General features: G+C 59.7%; 16 protein-coding genes. 12 read left to right on the top strand and 4 right to left on the bottom strand.

From position 1 onward, the window contains the following. Positions 1 to 298: 298 nt before the first annotated feature. From HB633_RS16320 to garD, 5 genes are all read left to right on the top strand, one after another. Positions 299 to 1,498 (top strand): extracellular solute-binding protein, encoded by a 1,200-nt coding sequence (locus tag HB633_RS16320; protein ID WP_213779197.1) that lies wholly within the window; start codon positions 299 to 301, stop codon positions 1,496 to 1,498. A gap of 78 nt (positions 1,499 to 1,576) precedes the next feature. Beyond that, positions 1,577 to 2,656: an ABC transporter ATP-binding protein gene (locus HB633_RS16315; protein WP_213779195.1), complete on the top strand. Its 1,080-nt coding sequence runs from the start codon at positions 1,577 to 1,579 to the stop codon at positions 2,654 to 2,656. Beyond that, positions 2,653 to 3,534: a sugar ABC transporter permease gene (locus tag HB633_RS16310; protein WP_213779193.1), complete on the top strand. Its 882-nt coding sequence runs from the start codon at positions 2,653 to 2,655 to the stop codon at positions 3,532 to 3,534. The genes HB633_RS16315 and HB633_RS16310 overlap by 4 nt, the downstream gene beginning before the upstream one ends. Further along, positions 3,534 to 4,463, top strand: a complete 930-nt coding sequence (locus tag HB633_RS16305; RefSeq protein WP_213779191.1) for an ABC transporter permease — start codon at positions 3,534 to 3,536, stop codon at positions 4,461 to 4,463. The genes HB633_RS16310 and HB633_RS16305 overlap by 1 nt, the downstream gene beginning before the upstream one ends. 804 nt (positions 4,464 to 5,267) lie before the next feature. Further along, entirely contained in the window at positions 5,268 to 6,818 is a 1,551-nt protein-coding gene (gene garD, locus HB633_RS16300) for a galactarate dehydratase (RefSeq protein ID WP_213779189.1), read from the top strand. Between the two features lie 50 nt (positions 6,819 to 6,868). On the opposite strand, the gene HB633_RS16295 is transcribed toward garD, so the two are convergent. After that, positions 6,869 to 7,843 (bottom strand): sugar ABC transporter substrate-binding protein, encoded by a 975-nt coding sequence (locus tag HB633_RS16295; protein WP_213779502.1) that lies wholly within the window; start codon positions 7,841 to 7,843, stop codon positions 6,869 to 6,871. 167 nt (positions 7,844 to 8,010) lie between these two features. Continuing rightward, entirely contained in the window at positions 8,011 to 8,922 is a 912-nt protein-coding gene (locus HB633_RS16290) for a LysR family transcriptional regulator (protein ID WP_213779188.1), read from the bottom strand. A 68-nt stretch (positions 8,923 to 8,990) separates the two neighbouring features. Between HB633_RS16290 and HB633_RS16285 the strand changes: the two genes are divergently transcribed. The 3 genes from HB633_RS16285 (at position 8,991) to HB633_RS16275 (ending at position 12,917) form a co-directional block, all read left to right on the top strand. Then, the gene (locus HB633_RS16285; RefSeq protein WP_213779186.1) at positions 8,991 to 9,965 is read left to right on the top strand and encodes an NAD(P)-dependent oxidoreductase; all 975 of its coding nucleotides are present in this window, start codon (positions 8,991 to 8,993) and stop codon (positions 9,963 to 9,965) included. Between the two features lie 21 nt (positions 9,966 to 9,986). Next, positions 9,987 to 11,498, top strand: a complete 1,512-nt coding sequence (locus HB633_RS16280; protein ID WP_213779184.1) for an aldehyde dehydrogenase family protein — start codon at positions 9,987 to 9,989, stop codon at positions 11,496 to 11,498. Between the two features lie 75 nt (positions 11,499 to 11,573). Further along, the gene (locus tag HB633_RS16275; RefSeq protein ID WP_213779182.1) at positions 11,574 to 12,917 is read left to right on the top strand and encodes a DUF3100 domain-containing protein; all 1,344 of its coding nucleotides are present in this window, start codon (positions 11,574 to 11,576) and stop codon (positions 12,915 to 12,917) included. A gap of 33 nt (positions 12,918 to 12,950) precedes the next feature. Here the strand turns inward: HB633_RS16275 and HB633_RS16270 are convergent, their stop codons facing one another. Continuing rightward, positions 12,951 to 13,886, bottom strand: coding sequence for an LLM class oxidoreductase (locus tag HB633_RS16270; protein WP_213779180.1), 936 nt, complete (start codon positions 13,884 to 13,886; stop codon positions 12,951 to 12,953). A gap of 165 nt (positions 13,887 to 14,051) precedes the next feature. Here HB633_RS16270 and HB633_RS16265 point away from each other — a divergent pair, with 165 nt between their 5' ends. The 4 genes from HB633_RS16265 (at position 14,052) to HB633_RS16250 (ending at position 18,193) form a co-directional block, all read left to right on the top strand. Beyond that, positions 14,052 to 14,804 (top strand): SDR family NAD(P)-dependent oxidoreductase, encoded by a 753-nt coding sequence (locus HB633_RS16265; protein ID WP_213779178.1) that lies wholly within the window; start codon positions 14,052 to 14,054, stop codon positions 14,802 to 14,804. Between the two features lie 62 nt (positions 14,805 to 14,866). After that, the gene (locus HB633_RS16260; RefSeq protein ID WP_213779177.1) at positions 14,867 to 16,186 is read left to right on the top strand and encodes an MFS transporter; all 1,320 of its coding nucleotides are present in this window, start codon (positions 14,867 to 14,869) and stop codon (positions 16,184 to 16,186) included. Positions 16,187 to 16,213: 27 nt separating this feature from the next. After that, a complete protein-coding gene (gene rhmD, locus HB633_RS16255) occupies positions 16,214 to 17,392 on the top strand; it encodes an L-rhamnonate dehydratase (protein WP_213779175.1) in 1,179 nt (392 codons plus the stop codon). Between the two features lie 18 nt (positions 17,393 to 17,410). Continuing rightward, entirely contained in the window at positions 17,411 to 18,193 is a 783-nt protein-coding gene (locus HB633_RS16250) for a glucose 1-dehydrogenase (protein WP_213779174.1), read from the top strand. Here the strand turns inward: HB633_RS16250 and HB633_RS16245 are convergent. Beyond that, complete coding sequence (locus tag HB633_RS16245) at positions 18,187 to 19,140, bottom strand: LysR family transcriptional regulator (protein ID WP_213779172.1); 954 nt, start codon at positions 19,138 to 19,140, stop codon at positions 18,187 to 18,189. The genes HB633_RS16250 and HB633_RS16245 overlap by 7 nt on opposite strands. Positions 19,141 to 19,146 lie beyond the last annotated feature (6 nt).

Genomic DNA, 19,146 nt, shown 5'->3' with positions numbered 1-19,146 from the left:
TTGGCTATTGTTCGTCGAATGCCGGATTTTGCGCTGGAAAACTGCCTCAAATGGTAGGACGTCTAATCCACGGGGCTTCACGGCCCTGATGCTTTGAATCTAGCGCCTGCGCCGAACCTTACGTTTAAGGGTTAACGGTTATGGAAAGCGCGGTCCGTCCCGGTTATGTTCTCATACGACAACATACATCGATAAGCGCGCCGTAAAGAGCGTCCCCCAGAGGCCGAAACCGGCCGATTGGCCGGCATCGGCCCCAAATCGATCCGCACAAAATCCATACGAAGAGCGAGGAGACGAAATGATTCTGTCCGGCCGTTTATTGGCTAGGTTCTCAACGAAGCTGACCGCACTATGCGGCGCCCTGAGCGCGGTCGCGGCCATTGCCGTGATCACCACGCCCGCCGCGCACGCGGCCGATCCCGTATCGATCAACATTGTCGATGTCGCGGGCAACCTGCAGCTCACGCAAAAGGCGTTCGAAGCCTTCAAGGCGAAATACCCGCAACTCGTTTCCAACATCACCTTCACCAATGCACCCGCGCCGCAATTGCCCGGCAAGATCAAGGCAATGCAAGCCGCTGGACGTTCCGATATCGACCTCGTGCTGACCGGCACGGACGCGCTGGCTGCGGGTATCGAACAGAAGCTGTGGATGAAACTGCTGCCGGAGCAATCGGCCGCGTTCCCCGGCGTCCTCGACAAATACGCACCCGGTCCGCGCAAGATGCAGGACGTGGCGCAGGGTTATGGCATTGAAGTGACGTACATGCCGGCCGGTCCGCTGATCGAGTACAACCCGGCGAAGGTCACCGATCCGCCGAAGACGCCCGAGCAACTGCTTGCATGGTGCAAGGCGCATCCGGACAAGCTGATCTATGCGCGTCCGGCCAATTCCGGTCCGGGCCGTACCTTCCTGATGGGTCTGCCGTACGTTCTCGGCGACAAGGACCCGCGTGACCCCATCAACGGCTGGGACAAGACCTGGGCGTTCCTCAAGCAACTGAACGATTGCATTCCTTACTATCCGGGCGGAACGTCGGCGGTGATGAAGGAGTTGGGCGAAGGTTCGCGCGACATGACGTTGACCGTGACGGGCTGGGATATCAACCCGCGTGCACTGGGTCTCGTGCCAGCGGAGTTCAAGGTTCAGGCCTTCGACAACATGACGTGGGTGAACGACGCCCATTACATGGTGATCCCGAACGGCGTGCCGAAGGAAAAGCTCGACGTGCTCTACAAGATGATGAACTTCATGCTCGAGCCGGCGCAGCAGGCCATGACTTTCGACGATGGTTATTTTTATCCGGGTCCTGCGGTGAAGGGTGTGACGATCGAATCGGCGCCCGCGAAAAGCCAGGACGTGATCAAGAAGTATGGTCGCCCGGAATACGCGAAGCTGCTTGCTGACCGTCCGCACGTGGTGCCGTTGAGCGCGACCGCGATGGTCGCCGCGTTCCAGAAATGGGACCGCGAGATCGGATCGCAGAAGTCGAAGTAAACGCCTGTATCCGTGCGGTTTTCACCGAACCGCACGGCGTCGCTCACAGCTTCATGAATCAAGCATCAGGAACCTGCCATGAAACATCAGTTCGATGAGTTGCGACTCGATTCCGTCAGCCGCAGTTTCATGAACGCCGAAGGCCAGGCGGTCGCGGCGTTGCGTGGACTCGCATTGAATATCCAGCGCGGCGAGTTCATCGCGTTGCTGGGGCCTTCCGGATGCGGCAAGTCGACAGCGCTCAATTGCATCGCCGGATTGCAGCCTCTGACCGGCGGCAAGATCTGGCTCGATACACAGCGTATCGATGTCCTGCCGCCAGAGAAACGCGGCTTCGGCATGGTGTTCCAGAACTACGCGCTGTTCCCGCATATGTCGGTGCTCGATAACGTCGGCTTCGGCCTCAAGATGCGTGGCGTGGCGAAAAGCGAAGCCGCGCGCCGTGCGTTCGAGGCGCTGCAGATGGTGCAGCTCGTGGGGCAGGAAAAGAAATTGCCCGGACAGTTGTCGGGTGGTCAGCAACAGCGCGTTGCCATCGCGCGGGCGATCGTGATCGAACCGTCGCTCGTATTGATGGATGAGCCGCTGTCGAATCTCGATACAAAACTGCGCATCGAAATGCGCGCTGAAATCCGGCGCATTCATAGCCAGCTCGGACGCGCGACCATTTATGTGACGCACGATCAGGACGAGGCGTTATCGATGGCGGATCGTATCGTGGTGATGCGTGAAGGCACCGTGCAGCAGGTTGCGACGCCCAAGGAAATCTATGAGCGGCCCGGCAACCTGCATGTGGCGCGTTTCATGGGGTATCGGAACGTGGCGGAATTTACGCTCGAAGGCATGGCGGGCGAGGGCGTTGCTGTCAACGCGAACGGCGTGCGCTTGATCGGCATGCCGATGGCGGGCTTCAACAGCAAGCACGTGAGCGTTGCAATGCGCCCTGAGGATATCGACCGTGCGTCGCCGGGTGCGGAGAATGCGTTCAATGCCGAAGTGCTGACGGTTGAATACGGCGGCCAGGATTCGCTGATTCGCGTGAAGGCTGCGTTCGGTTTGTTGTGGGCGCGCGTGACGGGCGATGTTGCTGTTGGCGACGTCGTCACGCTTCGTGTTCCGCCGTCCCGCACGCTCGTGTACGAAGGGGAAGCGCAATGAGTTCGCCACCGCTGCCGCTACCCAACGCAGTGCCGCGCGACGCCAAGGCGTGGCTCGTTTCGCCGGCGCTGATCTTCATCCTCGCGTTGTTTGTTTATCCATTCATCTACGGCCTGGTGCTCTCGTTCCAGCCGATGAACGGCGGTTCCGCGTTCGCGAATTACATTGCCTTCTTCACCGATACCGCGATGTGGCCCACGATCATCGTCACGTTGAAGCTTGCGGTTCCTGCGACGATCATCAACGTGGGTTTGTCGGTGCCTGTCGCCTTCGCGTTGCGGCGCAATTCGCCGTACCAGAAGTTCGTCACCACGCTGCTCGTGATTCCGGTGACGCTTGGCACGGTGTTGATCGCGGACGGCATGCTGACGTATTTCGGACCCAACGGCTGGTTCTCGCAAGCGGTGCACGGACTGCATCTTTACCGCGATGAAGTCAGGCTCACGCACAATTATTGGGGCGTGTTGATATCGCTGATCGTGTCGGGATTTCCGTTTGCATTCCTGCTGACGCTTTCGTATGTGACGGGCATCGATCCGACGCTTGCGCGCGCCGCCGCTACGCTAGGCGCAAGTCCGTGGCAGCAGTTCAAGCAGATCTATCTGCCGCTCTTGATGCCCGGGCTGACCATGGCTGCGTGTTTGTCATTCGTGCAGGCGTTCTCGGTGTTTCCGTCGGCGGTGCTGCTTGGCGCGCCGGCCGGACCCACGCGCGTGATATCGATCGCCGCTGCAGAAGCCGCGTTTGAGAACTACGATTACTCGCTTGCATCGGCGATTGCGATGGTCATGGGCTTCGTGCAATTGCTGGTCGTCGCCGGGATGCTCGGCACGCGGCGCTTCTTCTACACAGGTCCGGTGACCGGAGGTAAAGGCTGATGGCAACCGATAATCATGCATCTGTGTGGCCCGCTTCCTCCCATGCTTCCGCACCCGATAGCCGCAACGACGGTGCTCAACCTGCCAAGCCGATGAAACCACATGTCAGCCTCGGCGACCGCATCTGGAAGATGTTTGTCTGGGGCGCAATGGCGTTCTTCCTCTTCAACGTGTTGCTGTTGATCGCGACCGTTGCGGTGAACTCGGTGGCGACGCGCTGGTTCGGCACGTTGCTGCCGGCCGGATTCACGCTGCACTGGTACGCGCAGGCATGGGGCGACTTCCAGTTGGCGAGCGTGCTGTGGGTGACCATGGAAGTCGTGGGCGCGGTGGTGCTGTTATCCATAGCGCTCGGCGTGCCCGCGGCCTATGCATTGGCCCGCGTGCAATTTCGCGGCAAGCGTTTTGCGATGCTCGTATTCCTGTTGCCGTTGATGGTTCCTCCCGTCACTTATGGGATTCCGATGGCAACCGTCATGTACAAGGTTGGACTTGCAGGAACGCTGAGCGGCGTGATTCTGGCGAACCTTGTGCCGGCTTTGCCGTTTGTCATTCTTGTGATGACGCCGTTTATCGAGCAGATCGATCCGAATCTTGAAGCGGCGGCGCGGATCTTTGGGGCGAACACGGCGAAGTACTTTCGATACGTGTTGCTGCCGTTGTTGATGCCCGGAATGCTTGCTGCGGGATTGCTTGTGCTGGTGCGCACTATTGGGATGTTCGAGCTGACGTTTTTTACCGCGGGGCCGACTACGCAGACGCTCGTGGTTGCGCTGTACTATGCGGTCTTTTCGACCGGGGTGCGAGCGCCGCAATCGATTGATGCAATGGCGATGATTTATATGGCGATTACACTGGTGTGGGTGTTGATTGCGCTGCAGTTTGTTAGTCCGACGCAGTTGGTGTCGAGGGTTAAGGAGCAGAGGTAGGGGGGGCGGTCGGGGTTGGGGTTGGTGTTGGGTTGCTGCTGCTTAGGTCTTCGCGCGTTCGGTGTTAGATGTTTTCTTTAGCACTGTTAGCCACTGTCCGTGGCGGGACTTCATTTCTTTGTCCAACGGCGACAAAGAAACGAAGCAAAGAAAACGCCTCTCAACCGCTAATTCTTAAGTGTCCAAAGCGTGCAGTGACAACTGTTTGGTACCCCAAAAGCACGCTCGGCGCATAACAACGAACACTTGAAACCCTCCCCCTCCGAACATGGATACCCACACGCTTCGCCACCAGTGTGGGAATCCGTTAACACGGAAACCTGGCCTACGCATAACAACGGAATAGCCCAACAGTCCAAAGCATCTTGAACTCAAGGCCTCGTCACCGGCACGGCCGCCCCTTCGGTTTGGGCGCCAGCGCGCGCAGCGCGGAGGCCTGGTTAACGGATTCTCACACTGGTGGCGAAGCGTGTGGGTTGCCTTTGACGGAGGGGGAGGGTTTCAACTGTTCGTTGTTATACGCTGAGCGTGCTTTTGGGGTACCAAAGAGTTGTCACTGCACGCTTTGGACACTTAAGAATTAGCGGTTGAAAGGCGTTTTCTTTGCTTCGTTTCTTTGTCGCCGTTGGACAAAGAAATGAAGTCCCGCCACGGACAGTGGCTAATAGTGCTAAAGAGAACAGTCAAGACAGAACGCGCGAAGACCCAAAAAGCAGCAACCCAGCCCCAACCCCAACCCCGCCCCACGACCAAACCACGCGAAGCCCTGAACACCCCCGACCGCCAACACCGGAACCATCGAAAATGGAACAGTCCCCCCATTACATACGTGTCCATCCCAACGACAATGTCGCGATTGTCGTCAACGACGGTGGCCTGCCCGAAGGCGCAGTCTTCCCTGATGGCCTCACATTGCGCGAACGCATCCCCCAAGGCCACAAGGTAGCGCTCACGGACCTGGCCGAAAACGCCCCCGTCGTGCGTTACGACGTGATCATCGGTTATGCGCTCAAGGACTTGCCCAAGGGCAGCTGGATCAACGAACACGTGATCCGCATGCCCGAGCCGCCGGGTCTGGAAGACTTGCCTATCGCCACGCGCGTAGCGCCCGACATGCCGCCGCTCGAAGGCTTCACGTTCGAGGGATATCGCAATGCCGATGGCACCGTCGGCTCGCGCAACATTCTCGCGATCACGACGACCGTGCAATGTGTATCGGGCGTGGTCGAGCATGCGGTCGCGCGCATCAAGGCGGAATTGTTGCCGCGATATCCGAACGTGGATGATGTCGTCGGGCTCGAACACACGTATGGTTGCGGCGTGGCTATCGATGCAACCGATGCCATGGTCCCCATTCGCACCGTGCGAAACATCAGCCTGAACCCCAACTTCGGCGGCGAAGTGATGATGGTGAGCCTCGGTTGCGAGAAGCTCCAACCCGAGCGCCTGATGCCCGCCGGCACGATCCCGATCGCAACGCAAGACGATGCCAACGGCGACGTCGTCGTGCTGCAGGACAACGCGCACGTCGGCTTCCAGTCGATGATCGATTCCATCATGCGCACGGCCACGCGGCATCTCGAACGCCTGAATCAGCGGCGGCGCGAAACATGCCCGGCGTCGGACCTGGTGATCGGCGTGCAGTGCGGCGGCAGCGATGCGTTTTCCGGACTCACCGCCAATCCGGCCGTCGGTTTTGCCACGGACTTGCTGGTCCGCGCGGGCGCAACGGTGATGTTCTCGGAAGTCACGGAAGTTCGCGATGGCGTCGATCAATTGACGAGCCGTGCTGCGAACGCGGACGTCGCAAACGCGATCATCCGCGAGATGCAGTGGTACGACAGTTACCTGAAACGAGGCGGTGCAGATCGCAGCGCGAACACGACGCCCGGAAACAAGAAGGGCGGGTTATCGAATATCGTCGAAAAGGCGATGGGATCGATCATCAAGTCCGGCAATTCGGCGATCTCCGGCGTGCTCTCGCCGGGCGAGAAAGTGAAACAGAAAGGCTTGATCTTTGCTGCAACGCCGGCCAGTGATTTCATCTGCGGCACATTGCAGGTGGCGGCCGGTATCAACCTGCATGTGTTCACCACCGGACGCGGCACGCCTTACAGCCTTGCAGAAGTACCCGTCATCAAGATGGCGACACGCTCGGATCTCGCGCGCCGCTGGCATGACCTGATGGACATCGATGCCGGGCGGATCGCAACCGGTGACGCGACGATCGAAGACGTCGGCTGGGAATTGTTCCGGCTGATGCTCGATGTTGCGAGCGGCCGGAAAGAGACGTGCGCGGAGAAGCTCAAGCTGCATAACGCATTGACGCTGTTCAATCCGGCGCCAGTGACTTGATGCGGGACGCTTACTTGGATGTGAAACGCACGCGCCCCGCGTTTCTCTTTTCACTTCGCCTTGTCCTGCCCAAGCATCTTCTGCGCTTGCGCCGCGTTTTCCTTGCTCACAAGAATTGAAGGCACGTAGGTCGCGGGCGGGATCGTGCGATCCCCCGCGAGATAACGCGCGACGTTATCAACTGCCGTCTTGCCAATCAGATAAGGCTGTTGCGCGACCACGGCCGCCGCGCTCGATTGCGGGTCCTTCACAAGCACGACCGCCTCGGGACTTCCATCCACCCCATAAGTCCGGATCTCGACGCGTTGCGCTGCATCCACCGCCTGGGTGGCGCCCACTTGCGGTCCGTCCCATGCAGCCCAGATCGCTTGCACGGTGCCCTTCGGATACTTGTCGAGCAGCCGCGCGATCTGCTCGCGTGCGTTTTCCACAGTGTTCGGGATGACTTCGCGTAACTCGGGCTCGATGATCGTGATCTTCGGATACCACTTGAGTACGGCGCGCAGCATCTCGTAGCGGATCGCATCGACGGGCGTGTTATAGAAGCCGTTGAACACGAGGATCTTTCCTTCACCGCGAAGATCGTTGACGAGCTTGAGCGCCAGTTGCTCGCCAATATAAAAATTATCCGATGTCGTCACGTTGATGCTCGACGGGCTCGCGGTATCGACGGTGAAAAGCGGGATGCCCGCCTCACGGATTTTCTTGAGATACGGTTCGAGAAGCGCAACCGACCCAAGCTGTTCGATGATCGCGTCGGGCTTCTGCTCGATCAGTGCCTGCAACTGCGCGATCTGCTTGCTGTCTTCGCGGCCTGCGTCCATGGGAATGGGCGTGCCGCCGAGCCGTTTGACTTCATCGATTTGTCCTTGATACGCCTTCAGATCCCAGTAGTGTTCCGTACCGGCCACGCTGATGCCGATCCGCTTGCCCTTGAGCGTCGGCGTGGTGTTGGAATGTTGGATGGCGTCCGCGGACGGCGCGGCGAGCGCGCCGCTCGCTTGCAAGAGCAGCAGCGCCGCCATAAATAACCCGGCCAGCGCGCTGCATCCTGGAAGCGTTGCGTTGGTCTTTGTAGTGTCGTGCTTGGTGACCATGTTGAATCGTTATCGCTGAGTTAATGAAGGACATAAGAACCAGACCGTGCGTCCTGGATACCCATTTTAGAGTCTTCACTAACCGCGGCTCGCGTTCAACGAAACGCTCTCATTTGCGAGGACATCAACTGCAGCATCTTGTTCGATGCCACCGACAACTTTCTTCCCGCACGCGTGACGAGATGCGCCTCGGCTTTCTTCAGTATCGGATGATCGATTTCAATGGCAAGGAGTTCACCCGCCGCGAGCTCGGTCGTCACGGCAAACGCGGGCAGGACCGCAAGGCCCAGGCCCGATTTTGCGAACTGCTTGAGGATGTTGATCGAGTTGGTGGTGACCACGGGATCGAGCCTGACCTTCTCCGCAAACTCGACCGCCTGAAGCATCTGGCGCGTGCCGTAGGTCGCATGTGTAGCCGCGAGCGGATAACCGGACAGCTCTTTCACGCTCATGGTTTTCTGCTTGCTGGTACGAATGAATTCCGGATTGACGATGGCCATCATCGGCTGTTGTTTGATTGCACGCGACACGATCTTTGCTTCGCCCGGCGGGTTATACACCAGCCCGATCTCGCCTTCGTCTTCCGAGATCCGGCGCATGACATCGTTTGTGCTGCCCAGATCCAGGTTGATCTTGATGCCTGGATAAAGCTTGCAGAAATGCTGCATGGGTCCGGCCAGAACGTCAGATACAAACCCTTCGCCAAGCACGACGCTGACGGTCCCCGTTTTCAATCCGCGCAATTCCTGCAGGCGCGAAATCAGGTCGTCCTTATGCGCGAGCTGTTCACGAAAGTATTCGATCAGGTATTGCCCGGCCTCAGTTGGCCGCACGCCTCGCGCATGCCGCTCGATCAGCGTGGCATCCAGTTCTGTTTCGAGCAAACCGATTTGCCGGCTCACCGCCGAAGGCGCGACATCCAGCCAGTCGGCGGCGGCGCGGATCGTTCCGCATCTGACCGCCTCGAAAAAATAGACGATTCGGCTTTCAGTGAGGTTGTCGGCCATGGCAAAGGTCTCGGGCGTGGGTGCAAACGAGTGTTCTAAAAATCAGAACGATTCCAATATTGGCGTTGATGGATTATAGGGTCTTGCGAGCCGAAGATAAGCATTCCAAACGCGCTCGCGGCGGACAGACCCTTTCTCTCCGGCCGGCAGCGTATTCGCAATGGAGTGGATTTATGCAGACGGTTGGCGTTATCGGACTGGGAAACATGGGGCGGGGCATGGCGCTTTCGCTCAAGCGCGGCGGGTATACCGTGCTCGGATTCGACGCGGCGCCCGGCGTCGCGGCGGCGCTCGAAGTACAAGGCGTCTCGCCGCGCGCGTCTATTGCAGACATCACGCGCGATTCGGATGTGCTGGTCATGTCGCTGCCGACATCGGCGATCGTGGAAGAAGTCGTGCTCGGTGACGGCGGTGTTGCCGCGCATGGAAAGGCGGGGCTCATTGTCGTCGATACCACCACGGCCGAGCCGAACAGCACACGCAAGGTCGCGGCCGCATTGGCGGAATTGAAGATCGGTTTCGTCGATGGCCCCGTGAGCGGCGGCCCGAAAGGCGCGGCGACTGCGACCATGACCATGGTCCTCGGCGGCTCTGAAGAGGACGTCGCGGCGGTCGAGCCGATCCTTGCCGTGATGAGCGCAAAGCGCGTCCATGTCGGCCCGGTCGGCGCGGGACATGTCACGAAGATCATCAACAACTTGCTGACGGGCGTGCATCTGCTGGCAACGAGCGAAGCCGTGCGCGCGGCGAAGGCGGCGGGCGTGGACCCGGAGAAACTGGTCGAAGCGCTCAACGGCGGTTCCGGGCGCAACAGCGCGACGCTCACGAACTACCCCACGTGGATCTTCACCAACACGTTCGATTCCGGTTTCACAATGAAACTGATGCGCAAGGACGTGCGTCTCGCAATGGACCTGCTGCGCGCGCAGGACATCGACGCGCCTGTCGCAGCAGAAGCGGGACGTCTGTGGGCGGAGAGTGCAAAGACCATCGGCGATGGCGAGGACTTCAATCGCATCGTGCAATTCATCGACAAGAAATAAACGGATTCTGGAGAAGCAAAAATGGAAAACAACGCAGCCGAAAACCTGTTGGCAGCTTTCACACATTTCTTTCCGAGCGCGAAGACTATTGGATCGTATGTTGGCGGCGAGCTCATAGAGGGCGCGGGCGAACTAATCCAGCTCTACGATGCCGCGACCGGCAAGCCTAGCCTCTCGTATAAAGATGGCGGCGCGGCTATCGTCGATATCGCCGCGGACGCTGCACAGCGCGCGCAAAAACAATGGTGGGCGATGACACACGCCGCGCGCGGCCGCACGATGTTCGACATCGCGCGCGAGTTGCGACGCGATACCGAAAGCCTCGCGCGTCTGGAATCGATGGGCTCAGGCAAACCCATTCGCGATTGCCGTGGAGAAGTCGCGAAGGTCGCCGAGATGTTCGAGTACTACGGCGGCTGGGCCGACAAATTCTATGGCGATGTCATTCCCGTTCCGACATCACATCTGAACTACACGCGCCGCGAACCGGCGGGAACGGTGTTGCAGATCACGCCCTGGAACGCGCCGGTCTTCACGTGCGGGTGGCAATTGGCGCCCGCCATTTGCATGGGCAATGCGGTGTTGTTGAAGCCATCGGAGATGACGCCTTTTACGTCGCTCGTGGTTGCCATGCTGGCCGAAAAAGCCGGCGCGCCCAAGGGTTTGATCAACGTCCTCGCGGGCCTCGGGCAGACTGTTGCGCAAGCTGCGATCGCCCACAAGGCCGTGAAGAAAGTCGTGTTCGTGGGTTCTCCCGCGACCGGCGTGCGCATTGCCGAAGCCGCGGCCAAACGCGTGCTGCCGTGCGTGCTGGAACTCGGCGGCAAGTCGGCCAACATCATCTTCGCCGATGCCAACCTGAAGCATGCCGCGCTGACCGCGCAAGCTGCGATCTTCGCCGGCGCAGGCCAGAGTTGCGTGGCGGGGTCACGTCTTCTGGTACAACGCTCGGTCTACGATGAGTTCGTCGGCATGATTGCGACGGGCGCGCGCAAGATCAAGGTGGGTCTTCCACTCGATGACACCACCGAAGTCGGTCCCATCAACAACGTCACGCAGTACAACCATGTGATGAAGATGATCGCAAGCGGCGTCGAGGCGGGCGCCACGCTCGCGGCGGGATCGGCGGAACACTCTGATGGTGGGTACTTTGTATCGCCGACGGTGCTGTCGAACGTAACGAACGAGATGGACGTGGCGCGCACTGAAATTTTCGGGCCGGTGGTCGCCGCAATTCCGTTCGATACCGAAGAAGAAGCGCTCGCAATCGCGAACGATACCGAGTTTGGCCTGGCTGGCGCTGTCTGGACGAACGATGTGGGCCGTGCTCATCGCGTGGCAGGTCAGGTCAATGCCGGGACCTTCTGGATTAATGGCTATAAAACCATTAATGTCGCGTCTCCATTCGGTGGCTATGGTATGAGTGGATACGGACGCTCAAGCGGGGTTGAAGCGTTGTATGAATACACGCAGACCAAGAGCGTCTGGGTTGAAACGGCTAAAGAACCGGCAACGGCGTTCGGTTATCTATAAAGCTTTTATAAAACACCGTGTCCTTTCGTCGATGACAAATACGAGAGGACACGAGGACCTACAAGGGAGCAACAAATGGCAAGTACGTTGGCCGCGCAACAACGGGGCAGTGATGGCTTGAGGAGCGCAAAGCTCTTCTTTTATGCAGCAGTCATTCTGCTCATTGCCGAATTCATCGGCTCGTTCACGTTCAAGGTCGGGCCGGGGAAAGTCGTGTTGCTCCCCATGATCTGGGCACTTCTTCTCGGCGCGGCCTTAGGTTTGGCAAGCGGCCGGTGGAGCGGCGTTGCGCGGCTCGACGTCAAGACGCAATTCCTCGCGGCCGCCATTCTTCAACCGGCGCTTTTGTTGTTTGTCGCCAAGCTGGGCTTGCTGGTCGGCGGTGCATTGCCTAAGCTCGCGGCGTCCGGCTGGGCGCTGGCGTTCCAGGAACTTGGGCATTTCGTCGGGACCATCCTGCTCGGTTTGCCGCTGGCGTTGCTGCTCGGTATCAAGCGTGAGGCGATCGGCGCGACGTTTTCAGTGGGTCGTGAACCGAGCCTTGCGATCATCGGCGAAAAGTACGGCATGGATTCGCCGGAAGGGCGCGGCGTGCTCGCCGAATACTTGACGGGGACGGTCTTCGGCGCGGTGTTCATCGCGATCCTGGCCGGCTTCGTCGCAAGCCTGAACATCTTCCATCCGCTTGCTTTGGCAATGGGCTCCGGCGTGGGATCGGGAAGCATGATGGCCGCTGCATCGGGTGCTATCGCCGCGCAGCAGACGCCCGAAATGGCGAAGGCCGTGCTGACGTTCGCGGCTGCGAGCAACCTGATCACGACGACTATCGGCACTTACTTCACGCTCTTCATTTCGTTGCCGATGGCCGTGTGGGGTTACCGCATTCTCGAACCGCTGATCGGGCGTACGAGCCGTGCATCGGATGCATCGCAGGCAATCGAAAACGATCGTCCCAAGCTCGGCGATGTCGAAACGGCCGCGCCGGAACTGGGGTATCGCGGCAAGCTGGTTGCGTGGGGCGTGACGGCCGTGTTCGCGCTCGGTTGCGACTGGATCACGCATGGAACCACGCCGTTTGCAGGCTTCCCCGGCATGTTGATCATGGTGCTCGCGACCATTGTGGGCGATGCAATCTATACCTTCAGTGGACGCAAGATCCCGGCGGTCTGCTGGGTTTCGATTGTCGCGATGTTCCTGACTTCACCGTGGTGTCCGTGGGCTTCGCAGATATCGGCGTATAGCGCGCAGAACGATTTTCTGAGCATCACCACGCCCATGTTGACGTTCGCAGGCCTTTCCATCGCGAAGGATATTCCCGCGTTTCGCCGGCTGGGATGGCGCATCGTGCTGGTATCGTTCGTGGCGAATGCGGGAACGTTCCTGGGCGCTACTTTGGTCGCGCAGTTTTTCCACGTCTGAGCGTTCGAACGATCGTTAGCTACGCCAGGGAACTCACGCATGAAACTCGGGCAGGACTTCAGCCGCGAGTTCTTCGAGCAATTCTCGCGGCGGGCGTTGCGATGCCTGAAGGTTCAGCGTGACGTGATGCGTGCCGTGGTCGCGCATCTTCTGCAGAATCCTGATGAGGTCGTTTCGCCCTGCCCGATATCCCAGCGAACGCGGTTCGGCGGCTTCGTTTTTATCGGTGGCGAGATCGAGGCCCATTGCTACGCCGAAGGCGCGAAATTCGTCCGGCGCGACCCGATCAACAGCCGCCCTCCACATGCTGTGTCTTGCGCGCTGCTTTTCGGGCTCGCGGTGATATGTCATCCAGCCGATCGAATTGCGCGCGATCCAGTCGACGCTCTGGCCGCCCGATCCGACGGCGATCATTGGAACGGGTGTTGGCGCCTTGGGTAACAGGAAGAATTCCGGAGCGTCAGGCGGCGATTGATCGGGGATGACCCTCGGTTCGCGTCCCACGGCGGCCGCGACCGTCTCCCAATTGCGCCGATACACCTCCCGCCGCGAGTCGGCATCAATACCGAACGCCGCGTATTCATGCGGACGATCGCCGGAACCCAAGCCCAGGATGAACCGTCCGCGACTCAACGTATTCACCGATACCGCACCCTTCGCGATATGCAGTGGATGCCGCAGCGTCAGAACGATTGCACCGCTCGCGAGCGCAATATTTCTGGTGTGCGATGCCAACGCGCCGAGAAACACCCACGGATCGAGATGCCTGACCGGGTCTGGGTAGTCGCTGCTGTTCAACGGCACATCGCGCACCCAAAGCGCGGCGAAGCCAAGCTCGTCGGCGAGTCTTGCCAGCTCGATCTGTTCGTCGAAGTCGGCAACGGCATTGCCCGATGGAAGCATCGGCAGCGTCAAGCCGATTGAAAGCCGCCCTTCGGCAAACACCTTGCGCTCGATGACCCCTGGCATTTCAACTCCGCATGTTAGAACCCGCCCGCAGGCATTGCCGGAGATGCTATCACCGCTAAGCGATTCGCTTTCGCTATCGCATCATCGAATACTCGGATTGTTAGGCTATGACTTGCCCCCTATAGTGCTTCCAATAGCAGAAAACATCCAACACAAGGAGACACGATGAACCAGATCGATCTGGCCGGACGGACCGTGGTGATTACCGGCGGCGCGCGTGGTATCGGTTATGCGGTGGCGCAACGGGCGCTGGCGTCGGGCGCCGAAGTCGCGCTGTGGGACATCGATTCCGAGCGGCTCGAGCGCGCGCGCGGCGAATTATCGAAGGGTGGAAAGGTCAGCGTCGCCGTGGTCGAACTGACCGAGGAAGCATCGGTTGAACAGGCGGTCCAGCAAACGCTGGAGGCGCATCGCAAGATCGACGTGCTGATCAATTGCGCCGGCATCACGGGCGGCAATGGCACGACATGGGAGCTTGCGCCCGATGTCTGGCGTCGTGTGATCGATGTGAACCTGATCGGCCCGTACCTCACATGCCGCGCAATCGTCCCGCACATGCTGAAAGAAGGGTATGGGCGCATCGTCAATATTGCGTCGGTAGCAGGCAAGGAAGGCAACCCGAATGCATCGCACTATAGTGCTTCGAAGGCGGGTTTGATCGGGCTGACGAAGTCGCTTGGCAAGGAACTCGCCACGCGCGGCATTCTCGTGAATGCGGTGACGCCGGCCGCTGCCAAGACCGAAATTTTCGACTCGATGTCGCAGCAGCACATCGACTACATGCTCTCCAAGATCCCGATGAACCGTTTCCTCCTGCCGGAAGAAGCGGCGTCGCTGATCCTGTGGTTGAGTTCCGAGGATTGCGCGTTCAGCACGGCATCCGTGTTCGATTTGTCGGGTGGCCGCGCGACTTACTAAAGCGTATTGCTTCACGCGGGCCTGGCCCGCAACATCACCAATAACAATATCCGGAGACACGCATGAGCGATCACGCAAATGCGGAGGACGCCGTCACCGCGCGCGTAATGCGTCGTCTGCTGCCGTTCCTGCTGCTGATGTACATGCTCGCGTTTCTCGACCGGGCGAACATCGGCTTCGCACAGAAAGCGCTTCAGCACGACACGGGTTTGTCGAACGCCGCCTTCGCATTCGGCGCGGGTGTGTTTTTCGTGGGTTATGCGCTCTTCGAAGTGCCGAGCAACCTGCTGCTGCATCGCGTGGGCGCCAAGCTCTGGATGTGCCGGATCATGGTGACCTGGGGGCTGGTATCGGCGGCGATGGCGTTCGCGCATACAGCCACGGCGTTCTACATTTTGCGTTTTATGCTCGGCGTGGCTGAAGCGGGTTTCTTTCCTGGCATCGTCTATTACCTCACGCGATGGTTCCCGCAATCCGCGCGGGCCCGAGCATTGGGCCTGTTCTATTTCGGCGCGCCGCTCGCGTTTATTTTTGGCAGTCCGCTGTCGGGTGCGCTGCTCGACTTGCACGGCGCGCTTGGATTCGCGGGATGGCAGTGGCTCTTTCTGGTCGAGGGTGTGCTGGCATCGATCGTGGGTGTCTGGGCGTTCTGGTATCTCGACGATGATCCATCCAAGGCGCGCTGGCTCGATGCGACTCAACGCAACTTGCTGATATCACGACTCGATCAGGACGCAGCAACCGCATCCGCGCATGGGCCCCGTTCCGTGCTCGCCGCGCTGGTCGATCCGCGCGTGCTGGTTTTGTCGGCGGTGTATTTCCTGATTCAGATGTCTGTGTATGGCGTGATCTTTTATCTGCCGCAACAAGTGGCTGCATTGATGGGGGCGCATGTCGGCGCGAAGGTCGGCTTTGTGACGGCAATTCCATGGCTGTGCGCGGTACTCGTGACGTGGATCGTGCCGCGTTATGCGGATCGCCATGCGCAACACAGGCGGTTGGCAGTTTTAATGCTGGTCGTCGCGGGATTCGGTATTGCGATCTCCGGACTTGCGGGCCAACCACTGGTTTCGTTGATTGCATTGTGCTTCGCGGCTAGCGGATTGATTGCGGCGCAACCGCTGTTCTGGACTTTCCCAACGCACTACCTCACCGGCGCGGCAGCGGCGGGCGCTATCGCGTTGATCAATTCACTTGGCAGCCTCGGCGGGTTCGTCGCGCCGATGGTTCGTACAAGCGCCGAACGTATCTACGATTCGACGAGCGCCGGCCTTGTGCTGCTCGGTCTCGTTGCGGTGCTCGCGGCAATAGCAATCATCGTGTTCGTGCGTCCCGCGCGAACCTCTGCGTACACGCCTGGCAAACGCGCCAAAGCATCCTGAACATCAGAACTTAAACGGAGTCCGATCATGTCCATGCCTACCATTCGCCACGTCCGCGCGTTCACCGTCCGCGGCGGCGGCGCCGACTATCACGACCAGGGCGCCGATCACTGGATCGATGACCACGTCTCCACGCCAATGGCGCGTTATCCCGAGTACAGGCAAAGCCGCCAATCGTTCGGCCTGAACGTGCTCGGTTCGCTGGTCGTCGAGATCGAAGCAAGCGATGGAACCGTCGGCTTCGCAGTGACCACAGGCGGCGAGATTGGCGCGTTCATTGTCGAGAAACATCTGGCGCGATTCCTCGAAGGTCAGCGTGTGACGGACATCGAAAAGATGTGGGACCAGATGTATTTCGCCACGCTCTATTACGGGCGCAAGGGGATCGTGCTCAATGCAATATCGGGCGTGGATCTCGCACTTTGGGATTTGCTCGCGAAGGTCCGCAAGGAGCCAGTGTTCCATCTGTTGGGTGGACCCGTTCGCGATGAACTGCAATTCTATGCAACCGGTGCACGTCCGGATCTGGCGAAGGGAATGGGGTTTATCGGCGGGAAGATGCCGTTGCAGCACGGACCGGCTGAAGGCGAAGAGGGACTGTTGAAGAACATCGCCAAGCTCGCGGACATGCGCGCGAAAGTCGGCGACGATTTCTGGCTGATGTTCGATTGCTGGATGAGCCTCGACCTGAATTACGCAACGCGTCTCGCGCATGCCGCGAAAGAGTATGGCTTGAAGTGGATTGAAGAAGCGCTGCCGCCCGACGACTATTGGGGTTACGCCGAACTGCGCCGTTCGGTGCCGCGCGGCATGATGGTGACGACCGGCGAACATGAAGCGACGCGCTGGGGTTTCCGTATGCTGTTTGAAATGGGTTGCGCCGATCTCGTGCAGCCGGACGTTGGATGGTGCGGCGGCATTACGGAACTGATCAAGATATCGGCGCTGGCCGACGCGCATAACGTGCTCGTGGTGCCACATGGTTCATCGGTGTACAGCTATCACTTCGTGGTGACGCGCCATAACTCTCCGTTCGCGGAATTCCTGATGATGGCGCCGAAGGCCGACGAAGTCGTGCCCATGTTCAATCCGCTTCTGCTCGATGAACCCGTGCCTGTGAACGGACGGATGAAAGTGCCGGAGACACCGGGTTTCGGCGTGCGGCTCAATCCCGAATGCACGCTGACGCGTCCTTATTCACATTGAGGCTTGTAGAGGTTAATCGTGCTGCTCGAGAACAAAGTGGTGATCGTGACCGGCGGATCGCGAGGCATTGGCCGCGCGATTGCAGTGGCCTGTGCGAAGGAAGGCGCGGACGTCGTGCTGAATTATTGGGGCGATAACGATCGCTCGTATGGGCGTTTATCGGCGGTGGAGGAAGTCATCGGCGAGATCGAACAACTCGGCCGTCGTGTCATTGCAGTGGAAGGCAACGTGGCGAAGCGCGAGACGGGTATCGAACTCGTGAAGCATGCCGTGGACGCATTCGGTCACGTCGATGTCCTTGCAAGCAACGCAGGCATCTGCCCGTTTCATGCGTTCCTGGACATGCCGGCATCGGTGTATGAAGCGACAATCGGCGTGAACCTGAATGGCGCGTTTTATGTCACGCAAGCCGTCGCGAACCAGATGAAGCTTCAGGGAACAGGCGGCGCGATTGTTGCGACGAGCTCGATCAGCGCGCTCGTTGGCGGCGCCATGCAGACGCATTACACGCCGACCAAAGCCGGCGTGCATTCGCTGATGCAATCGTGCGCGATCGCGCTGGGACCTTACGGAATTCGCTGCAACTCGGTGATGCCCGGCACGATCGCGACCGACCTGAACGCCGAAGATCTCGCCGATACCGAAAAACGCGCTTACATGGAAAAGCGCATCCCACTGGGACGTCTGGGCCAGCCTGACGACGTCGCGCAATGCGTGACGTTCCTCGCCTCCGATCGCGCGCGATACGTGACGGGTGCGTCGTTGTTGGTCGATGGCGGTTTGTTCGTCAACCTTCAATGAGGTTCGGTGAACGAGCCTGCCGAGTACTTACGCAGCAACGCAATGCAATATTCGGCGGGTTCGCTGAGCATTTCATGTTTGCGTCGAAGAAGGCCGAAGCCCGAAAGACTCTTGCCAATTTCGATGGGCAGCTCGACCAGCAAATGCGCGCGCAAGTAGTCGCGGACAACAGACTCGGGCAGCATCGCGACAGCGTCGCTGTTTTGCAATAGCTGCAATGTCGCGAAGATCGACGCGCATTCAACAATGTTGGAAGGCGACGCAAGCTTTGCGCGCGCGAGTTCTTCTTCGAACAGCGCGCGCGCCGGGCTGGTGATGGGTTGCAATATCCACGGCCATGAGATTAGCGCATCGAGCGAGAGCGGTGTTTCAACGCCCAGCGGATGCCCGGCGCGAACCACAAGCCGCATCGCTTCACGTGAAAGGGGTTCGAAGTCGAAGTCGTTGTGTTGAAGCGGCGTGGTGAGGCGCCCGAGCGCCAGATCCACTTCCCGGCGATGCAGCAGTTGCACGACCTGGTCGCTTGTCTCGCCAAGAATGCGCACGTTGAGGAGCGGTCGCTCGCTTTTGAGTTCCGCGATGGCCATGGCGAGCACGTCGGGCGCGGCGCCCATGATCGCGCCAACCGTGAGTTGTCCGTGTCCGCCGCGCCGCTTGCTTTCCAGGTCGGCGGCGAAGCGGGTGAGATCGGCAAGCGATCGGCGCGCGTAGGCGAGTGTGGTAACGCCAAGCGGGGTAGGCTGCATGCCGCGCGCATTGCGTTCGAACAAAAGGAAGCCGAACGCCTCTTCAATGTCGCTCAGCATCCGGCTCGCGCTGGGTTGCGCGACGTTGATGATAACGGCAGCCTGATGCAGGTTGCGGGCGTCATCGAGTGCGACGAGCAGCGCAAGATGCTTGAACTTCAGGCGATTGACGAGGGCGATCTGGGAGATGTTCTGGGTCATTGGACT

The sequence above is a fragment of the Caballeronia sp. dw_276 genome, assembly GCF_018449635.1.
Taxonomy (GTDB): Bacteria; Pseudomonadota; Gammaproteobacteria; order Burkholderiales; family Burkholderiaceae; genus Caballeronia.
The sequence above is the reverse complement of the archived record's forward strand: the minus strand, read 5'-3'. Positions and strand labels throughout refer to the sequence as shown.

Bases quoted from the DNA above. Each gene is read 5' to 3' on its own strand.
- rhmD (WP_213779175.1), top strand. From the start codon at position 16,214: ATGTCCATGCCTACCATTCGCCACGTCCGCGCGTTCACCGTCCGCGGC.
- HB633_RS16260 (WP_213779177.1), top strand. From the start codon at position 14,867: ATGAGCGATCACGCAAATGCGGAGGACGCCGTCACCGCGCGCGTAATG.
- HB633_RS16315 (WP_213779195.1), top strand. From the start codon at position 1,577: ATGAAACATCAGTTCGATGAGTTGCGACTCGATTCCGTCAGCCGCAGT.
- HB633_RS16275 (WP_213779182.1), top strand. From the start codon at position 11,574: ATGGCAAGTACGTTGGCCGCGCAACAACGGGGCAGTGATGGCTTGAGG.
- HB633_RS16310 (WP_213779193.1), top strand. From the start codon at position 2,653: ATGAGTTCGCCACCGCTGCCGCTACCCAACGCAGTGCCGCGCGACGCC.
- HB633_RS16290 (WP_213779188.1), bottom strand. From the start codon at position 8,922: ATGGCCGACAACCTCACTGAAAGCCGAATCGTCTATTTTTTCGAGGCG.
- HB633_RS16265 (WP_213779178.1), top strand. From the start codon at position 14,052: ATGAACCAGATCGATCTGGCCGGACGGACCGTGGTGATTACCGGCGGC.
- HB633_RS16270 (WP_213779180.1), bottom strand. From the start codon at position 13,886: ATGCCAGGGGTCATCGAGCGCAAGGTGTTTGCCGAAGGGCGGCTTTCA.
- HB633_RS16320 (WP_213779197.1), top strand. From the start codon at position 299: ATGATTCTGTCCGGCCGTTTATTGGCTAGGTTCTCAACGAAGCTGACC.
- HB633_RS16295 (WP_213779502.1), bottom strand. From the start codon at position 7,843: ATGGCGGCGCTGCTGCTCTTGCAAGCGAGCGGCGCGCTCGCCGCGCCG.
- HB633_RS16285 (WP_213779186.1), top strand. From the start codon at position 8,991: ATGGATTATAGGGTCTTGCGAGCCGAAGATAAGCATTCCAAACGCGCT.
- HB633_RS16280 (WP_213779184.1), top strand. From the start codon at position 9,987: ATGGAAAACAACGCAGCCGAAAACCTGTTGGCAGCTTTCACACATTTC.
- HB633_RS16245 (WP_213779172.1), bottom strand. From the start codon at position 19,140: ATGACCCAGAACATCTCCCAGATCGCCCTCGTCAATCGCCTGAAGTTC.
- HB633_RS16305 (WP_213779191.1), top strand. From the start codon at position 3,534: ATGGCAACCGATAATCATGCATCTGTGTGGCCCGCTTCCTCCCATGCT.
- garD (WP_213779189.1), top strand. From the start codon at position 5,268: ATGGAACAGTCCCCCCATTACATACGTGTCCATCCCAACGACAATGTC.